The sequence below is a fragment of the Pirellulales bacterium genome, from assembly GCA_035533075.1.
In the GTDB taxonomy this organism is placed as follows: Bacteria; Planctomycetota; Planctomycetia; order Pirellulales; family JAICIG01; genus DASSFG01.
The window spans coordinates 1-14,163 of the sequence record DATLUO010000252.1 but is presented as its reverse complement, the minus strand read 5'-3'; the positions used below and the strand labels follow the sequence as shown (position 1 = coordinate 14,163).

The following is a 14,163-nucleotide window of genomic DNA, read 5'->3' as shown; positions in this document are numbered from 1 at the left end:
TTATTCGCCTCCCTGTCCTCGATACTAAGCCAATCACCACTGGTTTTCAATCAGCACCAGCCACCGGATCTGGCGTGTGCCGCCGCCCACACACGGTTTTTCACGGCTTCGCCGCCGCATCAACCGCCTCATAGGGGCTGACCCTTTTCGGGCCTTTGCCCCCAGTCGCCGCCACGCGGTTGATGGCGTTCAAAAACGCCCTGGCGCTGGCCTCGATGCTGTCGGTCGAAACGCCGCGGCCGCGATAGGTGTGCCCGTTGTGCTCCACCTCCACCGTCACTTCGCCCTGGGCGTCTTTGCCCACCGTGACGCTGTGAATGCGAAAATCTTTGCACACCACTTCGATGCCGGTGATCTGCTCGATAGCCCAAAACAGCGCGTCGAAAGGGCCGTCGCCCGACGTCACCTCGCGCGTGACCTCCTGCTCGCCGTGCTTGAGCGTCAGCGTGACGCTGGGCGTCATGCCGGTGCCGGCCGTGAGGTGGTAATGGCTCATCGACCACAGCTCCAGGTCTTCGCGGAATTTGTCGTCGATCAGGGCCGCGATGTCGGCGTCGTAAACCTCTTTCTTCTTGTCGGCCAGGGCCTTGAATTGCTCGAACAGGCGTTGAATCTGCTCGGCCGAAAGGTGATAGCCCAGCGCCTTCACGCGGTCGGCAAGGGCCGCACGGCCGCTGTGCTTGCCCAGCACCAGGTCGGTCTTCGCCAGACCCACGTCTTCGGGCCGCATGATCTCGTAGGTCGAACGCTCTTTGAGCATGCCGTCCTGGTGGATGCCCGCCTCGTGAGCGAAGGCGTTGCGGCCGACGATGGCCTTGTTCCGCTGCACTTGAATGCCCGTGATGTTCGACACCAGCCGGCTGGTGGGCACGAGCCGCTGCGTGTTGATGCCGGTAGTGCAGCCATAAAAATCTTGCCGCGTGCGCAGGGCCATTACGATCTCTTCCAGCGAGCAGTTGCCGGCCCGTTCGCCGATGCCGTTGATGGTACACTCGACTTGCCCGGCCCCGTTCTCGATGGCCGCCAGACTGTTGGCCACCGCCAGGCCGAGATCATTGTGGCAGTGGATGCTGATCACGGCCCGGTCGATGTTCGGCACGCGGTCGCGGAGCGTGCGAATCACGCCGCCGATATGCGCCGGCGTGGCATAACCGACCGTATCGGGGATGTTGACCGTGGTGGCGCCGGCCGCGATGGCCGCCTCGACCACCTGGCAGAGGAAATCGACTTCGGTGCGGGCGGCGTCTTCGGGCGAAAACTCGATGTCGTCGCAGTAGCCCGCCGCCCGCCGCACGCCCGCCACGGCCCGCTCGACGATCTCGTTTTTGTCCATCTTGAGCTTGAACTCGCGGTGGATGGCGCTGGTGGCCAGAAACACGTGGATGCGCGGCCGGCTGGAATGCTTGAGGGCTTCCCAGGCACGGTCGATGTCCTGCTCGTTACAACGGGCCAGGCCGCAGATAATCGGGCCGCGAACGGCCTGGGCCACTTGGCGGACGGCGTCGAAATCGCCTTGCGAAGCGATGGGGAAACCGGCCTCGATGACGTCGACGCCCAGCTCGTGCAGAGCCTGGGCGATTTCCATTTTCTCGTTGATGTTCATGCTCGCGCCGGGCGATTGCTCGCCGTCGCGGAGCGTGGTGTCGAAGATCGTGATTCGTCGTGAAGACATGGTATGTGGTTCCTTCAATGAGGCGTGATAATGAATTGTACCGCGAAGCGTGGAGGCCGGCCCCTCGCCGGGAGCGCGCAACGCCAACCATGCCCTGTGTGGTGATTTCGGTGCCATAAACGCAAAAACCCCGAGGTCTCTTGGCAGAGGCCTCAGGGTCCGTGATTCTTCTCGCTCGGTGCGGTTTTGATCTCGCTTGCGCGAACCCTTACGGCCTCGTCCGGCGTAGCGCCAGCAACAAAAGCGGCAGTCGGGCGGCAAGCAACATCGTTCTAACCTTGTTTTTTCGGCCGGGAAACGTTCCCGGCACGTGCTTAACTGTAGTCGTCGGTTGGCGGCGGGTCAAGGCGTTCCGAATCTGCCTCGCACGTGTTCCGGCGCCCGCGACTCGATTCCTGTCTCCGCGCAGCGTTTCGCCGCCGAGCAACCGAGCATAGAATGAATCATAAGGCTGTTCCGCTCAACTTACCAGACGCCGACGTTATCATTGAGTTGCAACCCGTTTTTCTGGAGGCGTTCGCGCGTGGCGACTACGATCGGCGGCTGGCGTATGGTGAGACTCCCGATGCCCCTCCTTCTCCTGCCGACCGAGAGTGGGCGGCGCAGATCTCCGGGGCAGCGCGCGGCGACTAAGCTCAACATCGCCGCGGAGCGTCACAGAGTGCGTTCCCTACCGAACCGCCAACTGGCAATCGTTGCCAGTTGCCAAAGGTGGGGTGTCGATCAACTCGTAGAACACGTCGCGCTGCCGCGGCGTGTAGCCAATCTCGCGGATCGCGTCGCGAATCTGCTCCAGCGTCAGGTAATGCACCGTGCCGGCTGAGGCGACCACATTCTCCTCGATCATCAGGCTGCCCATGTCGTTCGCCCCATACACGAGAGCGATCTGGCCGATCTTCAGGCCCTGCGTCACCCAGCTCGATTGGATGTTGGGGAAGTTGTCGAGATATAAGCGGCTGACGGCCTGCGTTTTCAGATAGTCGAACGCTCCCGCCTTGGGCAAGTGTGCCAGGTCGGTGTGTTCGGGCTGAAAGGTCCAGCAGATATACGCGGTGAAGCCGCCCGTCTCGTCCTGCAACTGCCGCAGCCGTTCCAGGTGCTCGATCCGCTCGGCCAGCGTCTCGACGTGCCCGAACATCATCGTGGCACTCCCTTTGCCGCCCAGCTCGTGCCAGACGCGGCAGACGTCGAGCCAGTCGTCGGTGAGCACCTTGCCGCGAGTGATCTGCTTGCGGACGCGATCGACCAGAATCTCCGCCCCACCGCCGGGCAAGCTGCCCAGGCCCGCCTCTTTCAATCGCGAAAGCACCGTCCGCAGCGGCAGCTTGTTCACCTTGGTGAAGGCGAAAATCTCCGGCGGGCTGAAGCCGTGGACGTTGACCTGCGGAAAGCGGGTTTTGATGTCGTACAGCAGCTCTTCATACCAGTCGAGCTTCAGCTCGGGGTGCATTCCGCCCTGCATCAAAATCTGGTCGCCGCCCAGAGCGACCGTTTCTTGAATTTTTTTCAGCAGAATTTCGCGGTCGAGCACGTAGCCTTCGGGGTGCTTGGGCCGGCGATAGAAGGCGCAGAAGTCGCACACCGCCGAGCAGATGTTCGTGTAGTTGATGTTGCGGTCGATGTTGTAGGTGCGGTAATTCTCCGGGTGCAGGCGGCGCGTGACGGCGTCGGCGGCGCGTCCCAGCGCCGCCAGGTCGCGCGACTGAAGGAGTTGCAGCCCTTCGTCGGGCGAAAGCCGTTCGCCGGCGACCGCTTTATCGAGTAGTTGGGAGTTGGAGGCTTTCAAGGTATTACCGGCAGGCTCACGCCTGCCGCTCGCCTGTGAGAACGGAATAGCGTTCGACCAGCGTCTGAGCCAGGCTGCGAAACAGGTCGAGCCCGCGGCGCTCGCGGTCGCCGAGATAAAAATGGAGGTTGTCGCGGAGGTACGAAACGCACTGCGGCCGCGATAGGCCCAGCGGCGCGGCTTCGGCGGCGGCGATTGTTTCCAAGTTCGCCAGTCCCAGATCGCGGGCCGACGAAAAGGCGGTTTCGAGCTCGCCAACGTCAATTCCCGGCCGGGCGACCCACATGGCAAACACAAACGGCAAACCCGACCACCGGCACCATTCGTCGCCCAGGTCCCAGACCTCGACGAACGGGCCGCCCTGCGATTGGATTGCCCGATCGCCGATGACCAGCACCGCGTCGGTGGGCGTGTCGGCCACGGCGGCGCCGATCGCCAACGGCTCGATGCGTGGTTCGAGGCCGAATCGCTCTTTCAGTAGGACGCGCGTCAGCACGGCGCTGGTGCGCGAGCCTTCGTCGAGGGCCAGGCTGCGGATTTCGCGCATTGGCACGCGGCTGAAAAGCTTCACCGACAGCACGGGGCCGCGGCAGGCGATGCAGGCATCGGAAACGATCGTGTAGCTCGGATCGCAGAAATACTCGATCGACGGGATCAGTGCCACGTCGAACCGACCACCGGCCAGCCCGTCGGCCAGCCGGCTGGGCAAGTCGAGCAACAGCTCGATCTGCGGCGCGAGCTCGCCCAGCCGATAAATGAGCGGCTTGGTATTCAGGTAGCTGACCGCGCCGACGCGAAGTTTCGTTCGAGGGTGCATGAAGCGGAGATCGTTTGGGGCCGAAGTTCGCATTTTAGCCGCTGCCTCGCGACATGGCCATTGCACGAAGAAGCAACCGCATTTGCAGCGGCTTGTTAACTCGTTGGTTCATGGATGTGCATCGCTCGCGCTCTGTCAGGTGTGGTAGCCGCGATAAAGAACCCGGCCGCCGTCCAAGTGCGAAACCACTCCTGAAATGACGAATGCTCGAGCAGGTAAGGGAAATGAGCGGTGCGCAGGCCGACGCCCAGACCGAGTTGTGGCAGGCCGAGTCGCGGTGGTGTCATAAGTTGCGGGGACCGGTGGGAGAGGATGCGACCAGGCGGTGCCCCCGGTGCTCTCGGCGTCAGGATTTGGGCCTCAGGCGTCAGGCGCGCCTGATACCTGACGCCTAGGATAACACCGGGGAACTCGCTTGGGCAGGCACAGCAGGCGACTTACCATTTGCGCCTGGATTGGCCGCCGATAGAATCATGGCATGCCTGAGAAAACCTGGTATCTGAAGCGGTGCAATCTCTTCGAGCAATTGACGCCCGACGAGCTGGGCTTTCTCGAAGGTCGCTGCCGCTTCCGCTCGTTTCCGCGCGGCAACCCGATCTACTTGCCCGCCGACGAGGCCAGCGGCGTGCTGCTGTTGGCTTCAGGGAGGGCGAAGATCTGCAGCCTGTCCGGCGACGGCAAGCAGGCCATCTTGGCGTTCATCGAGCCGGGCGAGCTGTTCGGCGAACTGGCGATCTTCGAAACCGGGCAACGTGAAGAATATGCCGAGGCCGTTGAGGCCTCGAACGTCGTGCTCATTCCCGCCGCGGAAATGAAACGGCTCATGGAGACGCATTCATTCGTCTCCGTGGGGATTACGAAACTGATTGGACTACGCCGCAAGCGAATCGAGCGGCGTTTGAAATACCTCTTGTTTCGCTCGAACCGCGAGCGGCTGGTGCATCTGCTGCTGGAGTTGTCGGAGCAGTACGGCAAGCGCACGGCCGCCGGCATCGAATTGGGCATCAAACTCTCGCACCAGGATTTAGCCAGCATTATCGGCAGCACGCGAGAAACGGTGACCGTGCTGCTCGGCGAGTTGCAGGCCGAAGGAAGCCTCAAGCTCGGCCGCCGGACGATCGTGTTGACCGACGCGGAGCGGCTGGCGGCGAGCATTTTGCTTCTGCCGCCGAAGGTTCCGGCGGACCGGCGTGCGGCTCCCGCCTGGGGAGCGGCGCCGGTTCCGAAAGCGAGCAGATAATTGTTTGGGAATGTATGGCCTTTCACAGTCAAGACGGCTGGGAATGGCGATAATGACAAAGATGAGGAACAGCGTTTACAGGTGAAGGCCATGACCAAGCCAGCTTTGGACAACGACGACTGGCAACCGTGCCCACCAGGTGTGCTGGGCGGCATGGTGCAGAAGGCGCGCAGGCGCCGGCGGCACGAGGTGCTGAACCGGGGTCTGGCGGCGGCACTGGTCTTGGTGTTGACGGTTTGGGGAGGCGTCTTTGTGGCGTCTCGCCATCAGGGTCAGGCCGAATTCGACTTTGGCGGCATTACGTGCAGCCGCGTCCGCGCGCTGATGCCGGAATACATGGCCGGCAAGCTCGCTGCGACGAAGTCGGAAAGCATCCGGCAACATCTGGCCCAGTGCCCCCACTGCGGTCAATTGATGGAGCGGATGCGGCAGCAGATGCCCGCCGCGGCGTCAATGGAATCGGGGACGCCCGTCGTCGGTGAACATCGACCAGGGGACGTTGATTCAGTTTCAGTGCCGCTGTGGCGTGATTCCTTCACGGTGGCCGTGGCAGATTGACACGCGGGTGACTGAAAAAGACCGATCCAAGAGAGCGAAGCGATGTCGGGAATCAGAAGCAGAATGGGCCGTTGTTGCTTTGCCGGCCGCGGCGGGCGGTGGTCCGCCGCGCTAGCGGCACTCGTTTGCGCATTTACCGCGCCTGCGTGGGCCGCTGAGCCGCCGCAGTCGCCGGGATTATCCCTGCGCCAGTTTAATGAGAAATGGGATGAGTCGGCCTGGCTGCCAAAGCCGCCGTCGCGTCCGCCGTCGTACCTGCGTCCGCTCGACGACACGGGCTGGAAATCACGCCTGCGTGCTCGACAGGCGCTGATCGCCGCCGGCGACGATGCGATACCCGTTCTCATAGAAGCTTTGCGCAGCACAGAGACTCCGGCACGAATCCTGGCTGCCGAGACACTGGGCTACCTGGGGGCTGAAGTGCCCGTGAAGGATTTGCTGGAAGCCGCGGCGAGCGACAGCGAGCCGGCTGTACGGCTTTATGCAGTCGATGCGTTGGGGATGCTGGGCCACGGGGTGGAACTGGAAGCTGAGCTTAAATCGCTCGATGGAAACGAAAGGAACCGGGACGTCAAGCGGCATATCGCTTATGCCCTGGAGCGCAACAGCGAGCCCGTGCCGGCCGAGCTGGTTAAGACCGTGGCCGAATGGAATGTCAATCAGATGGACACCGCCGCCGTGGGCCAACCAGCGCCCGACTTCGCGTTGGAGAGCCTGACGGGCGCGACGTTCTCGCTGAGCCGATTCCGCGGCCACAACCACGTCGTGCTGATTTTCATCTATGGCGACACGTGACCGGTCTGTCATGGCCAGCTCGCGCAGTTGCGCGACAAGCTTCCGCAGCTCGCCGAGCTGGCCGCTCGCAACATCGCGCTGGCGGAATCGCCCGTGGAGGCCGCGAACGCCGGCGACGCGATTCCGTGGCAGCCCTATGCGCACGCCCTTCTCACCCAATACACGGCGGCAGGCAAAACGGTTTTCGTCGACTTCACGGCCGATTGGTGCCCGACCTGCAAGGCCAACGAAGCCGTCGCCATCGACCGGCCCGAAACGCGGCGATTCATTGCCGACAACGTCATCATCGCCTTGAAGGCCGACAAGACGCAGCCGGCGCCCGAGGTCGACGAATTGCTGAGGAAGCTCGGCAACAAGGCGGGCTCGATCCCGTTCTACGCGGTCTTTCCCGCCGCAGTCCAAATAAGCCGATCTTGTTGGATGGAATGTTCGCGTCGCCGCAACCGATTGTCGACGCCTTGCGGAAGTCCGTTCCGCCGATCTCGATTTCCTCGAAACAAAACGAACTCTTAGGACTGTGAGCTATTTCGCTCCGCTGATTGGTGTGCTACCTCAAACAGATTGAGGCGGCCGCCGCCCGAAATATGTGAAAGGAGCCGTTTTCGGGGCGAACTCCCGACGCTCCACGCCGCTTCATTTTGAAAGGATTTGCCATGACTCGTGCTTTGGTGTTCGCCGCGGCCGGCATCGTTACAACCGCCCTCTGTCTTGCCGGTTGCGCCCAGAACCGCGCCTGCTGCGGGGGAGGCGGGTGCCCTAACGGCGCCTGCGCCGTCTCGGGCCCCGTTTACGGCGACGGCGGCTCCGCCGAAGTTTATCCACAACCCGCCGAACCGGCCCCTGGCCCCATCCGCCGCATGATGCAGGGTTCGGGCATGCGGTAAAAATTTTCTACACTCGGTGCTTTGTTCCTGGCGCGGCCAATGCCTAAGTCCGGGGCTTGCTCACGATTTCGTCCATCCAGTGTCGGTCCGCCTCACCGACAAACGCCGGAATTGGGGCTTGATATTCGACACGCCGAAAGAACTTCCCGCGTTCGTAGACCGTGGCGAACACCGCGCCCAGGTCGATCTGGAGATCGGGGTCAGGATGCCGTAGCGGCACGGGCAACGTGGGCAACGGTTGGCGGAGCGTCCAGGAATAGACCTGACAATCTGGCCGCCGCTCGCCGCGTGAAAGGAAGTAATAATAGTGGGCCTCCGGTAAGGGCTCCTTAAAGGGCAAACGGCGCCCGGCCAGCAGCAGATCTAACTCCACCAGGTGGATCTTTTGCAGGAGCAAGGCGCGTCGCTTGGCAAGGTACTCCACCCGTCCCGGCAACTCTTTGTTGGCGGGCGACAAGAGCTCCAACGCAGTCGCCAGGCTGTGCTCCGGCCGATGGAGAATCTCAATGTACGTCTCCCGCGGCCCTTCCAACATCGTCAGCGGAATGGTGGCTGGCTCAAGCGTGGCGGTTGGGCCGCCAGCGTGCGGCCTACTGGGCAGGGGCCCGTCGTCACGCGTCACCGCGACGTCCGGATAGCCGAGCTTGCGCTCGTCGGGATCGCGTTCCACCGGATACACGCGCTCGCCGAGCGTCGCCTCGTACGTCGGCGGCAGCAGGTCGGCGATCGCTTCGCGCCAGTAATTGACGAAAGTGGCGTGAAAGTCCGGCCAATAGGCGGGCTGCTCCAGGAACGGGTCCATGCCAGGAAACGGGCTTCTCATGGTCTGCGCTCGACATCTGAAAAAGGAATCCTCCTGACCGCGATGTCATTCTATCTGCGGAAATCGCGGATGCGAAGAAGGTAAAAGCCACACCGCTCAACTGCCAGGCACTTTGCAGTCGGCTCGATCAGCAGCAGGAACCGCCCTCGCCGCAACAGGGGGCCGACGGTTCGATCGTCACGCCGTAATCAACCCCTTTCGTTTCACGAGGGTGCCGAACGGCCGAGCGACGGCAGTCGAAAGGCTCGGCCTGCTCCAGCGCCACCGCTTGGCGCGGCTCGATCGCCTCAAACAGGCCGGCGTAGGGCTCGCACTGCAAAAGCCGAAAGGTTTTGTCGCAGACCGCGGTGCGCTCGCCCCGACGATAGGCATGCCCGTCGTCGTCCTCGACGCTCTTGAACGGCCCGCGATAAATCACCGCTTGGTTCCGTTCCAAGCACGGTCCTGGCTTGCCTTTGAAGGCCAACACAGTGACGGACCGAAACTCAATGTCCTCGACCGTGCGCCAAGGGTCGCTTTGTCGCTTGGCGATCGTCACGCCATGAAATCCCGCCTTCTCGAACGCCTGCAGGAACTGGTCGTCGCGGAAGGCGCCCGAAATGCAGCCCGACCAGAGCCGCGGATCGCGCCGCAAGTGCTCGGGCACGTCCTCATCCGACACGATATCGCTGATGGCGGCGCGGCCGCCTGGCTTCAATACGCGGAACACCTCGCGGAGCAACTGCTCGCGATCTTCGCCGCGGACCAGGTTCAAGACGCAATTCGACAACACGCAATCGACGCTTTCCGTGGCCACGAGCGGATGTTCGCGGCGCAACTGCTCTTCCACGCCGCGCAGCTCCAGCCAGTCGGCCTGGTTGCGCACCGGCCGTTGCGCAAGAGTGTCGGTCAGCCTGTCGAGATCGAGCTGAAGATCCTGGATCAACCCGCAACGGAACTCGACGTTGGCATAGCCGAGCCGCTCAGCTACCGTCGACCGGTTCCGCCGCGCAAGATCGAGCATTTGCGGATTGCAATCGACCCCGATCACGCGACCTTGGGGGCCGACGATCTGCGCCGCGATGAAGCAGACCTTGCCGCCGCCCGAGCCGAGGTCGAGCACGGTTTCGCCCGGCCGGACCCAAGGCGTCGGATCGCCGCAGCCGTAATCGCGGTCGATAATCTCCTGCGGGATGACCTTCAGGTAATCGGCGTTGTACTCGATCGGGCAGCAAAGCTCCTGCTCCACCTGCTCGGCCGCGGCGGCGTAGCGCAAGCGGACAGCCGACTCGGCATCGTCCCGAAGTGAAACCTGTTCCGTATTCACGTAAAAACTCCTCGCCCTTGTGCCGGAGAGTTGGCGGTAGTTATTTCTTTTTCGGGGGGGCATCGCCGAACTTCTTGCCGGCTTTCTTCATCAGCTCTTCGAAGCGTTTACGGGCTTTTTTCCAGGCAGGGTTGGAGAGCGGAATCGCACACTCGCCCTTGCCTTTGCAGGCGTTTTCGCCCGGCTTGGCTCCGCAGCCGCCCTGTCCCTTGCACTCGTTTTCGGCGTGGCAGGAGTGGGCCTTGGCGGTGGCGCACGTTCCTTGCCCGGCACAGGCGTTCTTCTTGTCGGCGCCTTTGCCTTTGCAGGTGTTGATGCCGCGGCAGACGTGCGGATCGGACAAAAGCGGGTTCTTTTCTTCCTTTTCGTCCGCGGCATAGCCGAGCTGCGCGCCGGCCAAGGCGCCGCCCAGGGCCGCCATGCTGAGCCGTTGGAAATCGCGTCGAGTCAAATCAGAGTCTGCCATGGCATGGGTTCCTTTCAAATCGGTAATCTTGGAGACGTGCCGGATTGCTAGGGCATGATAGCCGCCGAAACGGTTTTTGTCGAATCTTCGCCCCGGCCGCGTCCTTCGTCTCAAAAAAATCTCCGCCCGCATCTGCCACAAACGTCCGGCCTTGGTATGATATGAATAGCACGCCCTGCGGCACGAGCATTGCTGGCCAAAGGGAAGCGGCGTGTAACAAGTCGAGGGTCCCAGGCATGAAACGCATTTTGGCGCAAGCCGTCGGTTGCTGCGCTGTGGTGGCATGTTGTCTCGCGGTGGCTGCCGAACCGGCCGTGCCGGCTTACCGCGAGGTGGTGCGCCAATATATCGGCCACCACAAGGACGCGCAAGACGGCAATCAGCCCGCCGCTTTTCCGCTCAGCGGCGAGCGCGTCGTGGCCCTGGAATATACGGTGCTGCTGCGTAAGGACGGAGTCGACGTACCGGTCGATACGCAAAGCTACCGCTTCAAGCAAGGCGATCAGATCCGAGTTCGCATTCAGTCTTTGCAGGATTTGTTCCTTTATGTCTTCTTCGAGGACGAGGCGGGCTGCCGGCGGTGCTTGCTGCCCAGCGACAAGAACTCGCCGCGTCTGGTCAAGCACGACCAACCGGTCGAGTTGCCGACCGACGGCAGCGTGTTCGAGTTCGAAGCGGCGGCCAAGCCCGGCTCGTTGGTGCTCATCGCCAGCGACGAGGCCGAGCCTGAGTTGACGACGCTTTGCGACGCAGTTTGCAAAAAGCAAGAGGCACTGCTGACGCCCGAAGAACGCTACGTACAGACCCAGCTTCGGCAGCGGAACGAAAAGGCGTTGGCCGCGATCGAGCAGTCGCAAGCCATGGCGTTGGTCTATCGCGGCCCCCTTTCGGCCAAAGTGTTCGACCGACTGGCGGCCGAAATGAAAGAGTCGGGCGCCGATGACGTGTTCGTGCAGGAGCCGGCGACCCAGACGCAGGCATCGAATCTGGTGATGCTCGTGTCGAGATTGGCCTCGCACCACAAGCTCTCTGTGACCATCCCGTTGAAGTCGGCCCCCGTGGAGTGAGCAAGGGTTCGGGGTTCAGGGTTCAGGGTTCAGGCGATATAATTCTCGCGGGGCAGTTGTTTCGCGTCTTGAGGCAAGGGAGTGCCGAATGTCGCCCGCGTCGTCGATTCTGAGGGCTCCACGCCCGCGCTCGGTGTTGCCCTCTGAGCGGGAGCCGATTGCGGCCAGTAACGACGTCGGGCTCGATCCGCGACGGCAAGAACAACTTATCTGGGCGTTCGTCGCTCTGGCGCTGGCGGCCCGCGCCGTCCGGTTTCTGCTTTGCTTTCCGCTCTGGGAAGACGAGTGTTTTCTGGTGTCGAACTTCATCGACCGCCCCTACGGCGACCTGCTGCGGCCGCTCAATTATCACCAGGTGGCGCCGTTGTTGTTTCTGGCCATCGAGCTGACCGCGGTCAAGCTGTTGGGCTTCAACGAGTGGTCGCTACGGCTGTTTCCGTTCGTTTGCAGCGCGGGCAGCCTGCTCCTGTTTCGGCAGCTTGCCGTGGGGCTGCTGACAGGTCCCGCCCGGCTGCTCGCGGTGGCCGCCTTCTGCGCGAGCTATTCGGGCATTCGCTACGCCGCCGAGGCCAAGCCTTACGGCCCCGATCAGCTCGTGGCACTGGTGTTGCTGACGGCGGGGGTCGAATGGTGGCGAGGCAGCCGCCGCACGCTTTGGCTGACCGTGCTCATCGGCTTCGCGCCGCTGGCGATCGGCCTCTCGTATCCGGCGGTGTTTGTCTGCGGCGGCATCAGCCTGTTGATGGCCGTGGTGCTGTTTGGCGTAGGGTGGGACCAGCGAGCTTGCGAGCGCCGGCCCACCGAGGGCAACGTCGTTGATGGTGGGCCGGCGCTCGCAAGCTCGCTGGTCCCACCCTACCTTGATTGTCGGAGACGTTTGTCAAAACCGAGTAGGGAAAAGCAAGGCGGCTGGTCGGGCTGGCTGCTTTACAACGCGTCTCTGCTGTCGGCGTTTTTGCTGTTGCTCGGCTTTGCCGCCAAGGGCCAGAGCGAGGCCGAGCTGGCTTGGATGCAGGATTACTGGAAAGAGCACCTCCCTTCGCTTGGATCGCCGGTCGAGTGGATCGTCTGGCTCTTTAAGACCCACACGGGCGACCTGCTGGCTATCCCCCTGGGCGGAGAACGGGGAGCCAGCATCGTCACGTTCTTGCTGGTCGTTACGGGCACGATCGCCTTGTTCCGTGCCCGGCAACATCGTTTGCTGGTGCTGTGCCTCGCGCCGCCGGCCTTGAACTTGGTGGCGGCGCTGATGGGACGCTTTCCCTACGGCGGGCACGTGAAATTCTCGCAATACCTGGCGCCGGCCATCTGCGTTTTGCTGGGCGTGGGCGGCGCCGCACTCATCGCCCGTCGCCGCAATCGCGTAAGGCGCGTAGCAGAATTCGTGGGAATTTTGGGGATCACCCGCGAAGCCGGCCTGACTTCTCACGAAGTCAGCTACGTCCCGATGGATAACCTGCGTTGGCGGAGGCTGGCGGGGGGGCTCATCGTGTTGGCGTTGATCCCGCTGGGTACGATCGGCCGCGATTTTGTCTGCCCGTATAAATCGCCGACCGACGCACGCTATCGCGATTTTGCCCGCTGGCTCTGGCCGAGCGTGGAGTTCGGCGGCGAGGCCGCGTGTTTGTACCGCGATCTCGGCCGGGAGTTTGCGCCGGGCACCTTCCGCCATCTCGGCTGGTCGGCGATGTACCTCTGCAATCAGCAGATTTATTCGCCGCGGCACGCCCGCGGCGGGCCGGTCGATTGGCAGCGGGTCTCGCACGACTGGCCGCTGCACGTGGTCGAATACCGGGCCCAGGTCTACCAATATCAAGACGCGGCCTGCCGTGCCTGGCTCGATGCGATGAGCGAGCGATATGAACTTGTTTCGCGGGACGAATTCCCTTCGCCCGTCTTTGATCAGCGGGGCCAAAACCTGCTGTGTGCCGACCGACTGGTGCTCTATAAATTCCTGCCTCGCGGAGATAGAATCAACCGCTAGACAACCCGTGCCGATAGCATTAGAATTCAATTGTTGGAGGGGCGTCCTGGCGATTCAGGTCTGGGCAACTCATCGGGCAGAACCGTCGCGGAGAAAATTTTTCGCGGGCTGTTGACACAGCCTGATCGCTTGTTAGAATACCTAGTCCCTGAACGGCACCGACCCGTTTGACAACTGGCCGGAGCCAATCAGGGATTTTTGTTCTTTGACAATTTGGTAGTTGATCCCAAGTCAATTTTTGTAAGCCAGCACAAGACCGTGCAAATGGCCCTTGGGCGTTCTCTCCTCACGGGAGTGCGTTCGAGGGTTCACAATCAAAACTTTCAGTTGGCTAATCAACCGGGTTGCAGTCGCAAGGCGGCGGCCCGGCTAAGCGTTAAAACAATTGAAGGGTTTGATCCTGGCTCAGAATGAACGTTGGCGGCGTGGATTAGGCATGCAAGTCGAGCGCTAACCCCGCAAGGGGGGAAAGCGGCGAAAGGGACAGTAACACGTAGATTACCTACCCTCTGGTTCAGAATAGCTGCGGGAAACTGCAGGTAATGCTGAATGACGTCTCCGGACCAAAGGTGAGATTCCGCCGGAGGATGGGTCTGCGTCCTATTAGCTAGTTGGTGGGGTAATGGCCTACCAAGGCAATGATGGGTAGTGGGTGTGAGAGCACGACCCGCGTCACTGGGACTGAGACACTGCCCAGACACCTACGGGTGGCTGCAGTCGAGGATCTTCGGCAATGGGCGCAAGCCTGACCGAGCGACGCCGCGT

Annotated in this window: 13 protein-coding genes and 1 rRNA gene; 8 read left to right on the top strand and 6 right to left on the bottom strand. The window is 62.4% G+C overall.

The genetic code is table 11. The features are described 5' to 3' along the window. Positions 1 to 100 precede the first annotated feature (100 nt). The 3 genes from VNH11_31345 to VNH11_31335 all read right to left on the bottom strand — a co-directional run bounded on the left by VNH11_31345 (position 101) and on the right by VNH11_31335 (position 4,275). Positions 101 to 1,672 carry a 2-isopropylmalate synthase gene (locus tag VNH11_31345; GenBank protein ID HVA50880.1) on the bottom strand — a complete coding sequence of 524 codons (1,572 nt, stop codon included), beginning with the start codon at positions 1,670 to 1,672 and terminating at the stop codon, positions 101 to 103. 670 nt (positions 1,673 to 2,342) lie between these two features. Next, positions 2,343 to 3,458, bottom strand: coding sequence for a cyclic dehypoxanthinyl futalosine synthase (gene mqnC / locus VNH11_31340; protein ID HVA50879.1), 1,116 nt, complete (start codon positions 3,456 to 3,458; stop codon positions 2,343 to 2,345). Between the two features lie 16 nt (positions 3,459 to 3,474). Next, positions 3,475 to 4,275 carry a menaquinone biosynthesis protein gene (locus VNH11_31335; GenBank protein HVA50878.1) on the bottom strand — a complete coding sequence of 267 codons (801 nt, stop codon included), beginning with the start codon at positions 4,273 to 4,275 and terminating at the stop codon, positions 3,475 to 3,477. 478 nt (positions 4,276 to 4,753) lie between these two features. Here VNH11_31335 and VNH11_31330 point away from each other — a divergent pair, with 478 nt between their 5' ends. The 5 genes from VNH11_31330 to VNH11_31310 all read left to right on the top strand — a co-directional run bounded on the left by VNH11_31330 (position 4,754) and on the right by VNH11_31310 (position 7,752). Continuing rightward, positions 4,754 to 5,515, top strand: a complete 762-nt coding sequence (locus tag VNH11_31330; protein ID HVA50877.1) for a Crp/Fnr family transcriptional regulator — start codon at positions 4,754 to 4,756, stop codon at positions 5,513 to 5,515. A gap of 90 nt (positions 5,516 to 5,605) precedes the next feature. After that, positions 5,606 to 6,073: a zf-HC2 domain-containing protein gene (locus VNH11_31325; GenBank protein HVA50876.1), complete on the top strand. Its 468-nt coding sequence runs from the start codon at positions 5,606 to 5,608 to the stop codon at positions 6,071 to 6,073. Positions 6,074 to 6,115: 42 nt separating this feature from the next. Further along, positions 6,116 to 6,868: a HEAT repeat domain-containing protein gene (locus tag VNH11_31320; GenBank protein ID HVA50875.1), complete on the top strand. Its 753-nt coding sequence runs from the start codon at positions 6,116 to 6,118 to the stop codon at positions 6,866 to 6,868. Between the two features lie 27 nt (positions 6,869 to 6,895). Continuing rightward, complete coding sequence (locus tag VNH11_31315; GenBank protein ID HVA50874.1) at positions 6,896 to 7,381, top strand: thioredoxin family protein; 486 nt, start codon at positions 6,896 to 6,898, stop codon at positions 7,379 to 7,381. A gap of 140 nt (positions 7,382 to 7,521) precedes the next feature. Next, a complete protein-coding gene (locus VNH11_31310; protein ID HVA50873.1) occupies positions 7,522 to 7,752 on the top strand; it encodes a hypothetical protein in 231 nt (76 codons plus the stop codon). 43 nt (positions 7,753 to 7,795) lie between these two features. On the opposite strand, the gene VNH11_31305 is transcribed toward VNH11_31310, so the two are convergent. The 3 genes from VNH11_31305 to VNH11_31295 all read right to left on the bottom strand — a co-directional run bounded on the left by VNH11_31305 (position 7,796) and on the right by VNH11_31295 (position 10,347). Continuing rightward, positions 7,796 to 8,575, bottom strand: a complete 780-nt coding sequence (locus tag VNH11_31305; GenBank protein HVA50872.1) for a DUF4058 family protein — start codon at positions 8,573 to 8,575, stop codon at positions 7,796 to 7,798. Positions 8,576 to 8,702: 127 nt separating this feature from the next. Beyond that, positions 8,703 to 9,881: a methyltransferase domain-containing protein gene (locus VNH11_31300; GenBank protein HVA50871.1), complete on the bottom strand. Its 1,179-nt coding sequence runs from the start codon at positions 9,879 to 9,881 to the stop codon at positions 8,703 to 8,705. Positions 9,882 to 9,921: 40 nt separating this feature from the next. Further along, the gene (locus VNH11_31295) at positions 9,922 to 10,347 is read right to left on the bottom strand and encodes a hypothetical protein (GenBank protein ID HVA50870.1); all 426 of its coding nucleotides are present in this window, start codon (positions 10,345 to 10,347) and stop codon (positions 9,922 to 9,924) included. 236 nt (positions 10,348 to 10,583) lie between these two features. Between VNH11_31295 and VNH11_31290 the strand changes: the two genes are divergently transcribed. From VNH11_31290 to VNH11_31280, 3 genes are all read left to right on the top strand, one after another. Continuing rightward, complete coding sequence (locus VNH11_31290) at positions 10,584 to 11,414, top strand: DUF4384 domain-containing protein (protein ID HVA50869.1); 831 nt, start codon at positions 10,584 to 10,586, stop codon at positions 11,412 to 11,414. An 88-nt stretch (positions 11,415 to 11,502) separates the two neighbouring features. Further along, complete coding sequence (locus VNH11_31285) at positions 11,503 to 13,398, top strand: hypothetical protein (protein ID HVA50868.1); 1,896 nt, start codon at positions 11,503 to 11,505, stop codon at positions 13,396 to 13,398. A 382-nt stretch (positions 13,399 to 13,780) separates the two neighbouring features. Then, a 16S ribosomal RNA gene (locus VNH11_31280) occupies positions 13,781 to 14,163 on the top strand; the annotation flags it as partial.

Bases quoted from the DNA above. Each gene is read 5' to 3' on its own strand.
- VNH11_31345 (HVA50880.1), bottom strand. From the start codon at position 1,672: ATGTCTTCACGACGAATCACGATCTTCGACACCACGCTCCGCGACGGC.
- VNH11_31335 (HVA50878.1), bottom strand. From the start codon at position 4,275: ATGCACCCTCGAACGAAACTTCGCGTCGGCGCGGTCAGCTACCTGAAT.
- VNH11_31330 (HVA50877.1), top strand. From the start codon at position 4,754: ATGCCTGAGAAAACCTGGTATCTGAAGCGGTGCAATCTCTTCGAGCAA.
- VNH11_31325 (HVA50876.1), top strand. From the start codon at position 5,606: ATGACCAAGCCAGCTTTGGACAACGACGACTGGCAACCGTGCCCACCA.
- VNH11_31320 (HVA50875.1), top strand. From the start codon at position 6,116: ATGTCGGGAATCAGAAGCAGAATGGGCCGTTGTTGCTTTGCCGGCCGC.
- VNH11_31310 (HVA50873.1), top strand. From the start codon at position 7,522: ATGACTCGTGCTTTGGTGTTCGCCGCGGCCGGCATCGTTACAACCGCC.
- VNH11_31305 (HVA50872.1), bottom strand. From the start codon at position 8,575: ATGAGAAGCCCGTTTCCTGGCATGGACCCGTTCCTGGAGCAGCCCGCC.
- VNH11_31295 (HVA50870.1), bottom strand. From the start codon at position 10,347: ATGGCAGACTCTGATTTGACTCGACGCGATTTCCAACGGCTCAGCATG.
- VNH11_31290 (HVA50869.1), top strand. From the start codon at position 10,584: ATGAAACGCATTTTGGCGCAAGCCGTCGGTTGCTGCGCTGTGGTGGCA.
- VNH11_31285 (HVA50868.1), top strand. From the start codon at position 11,503: ATGTCGCCCGCGTCGTCGATTCTGAGGGCTCCACGCCCGCGCTCGGTG.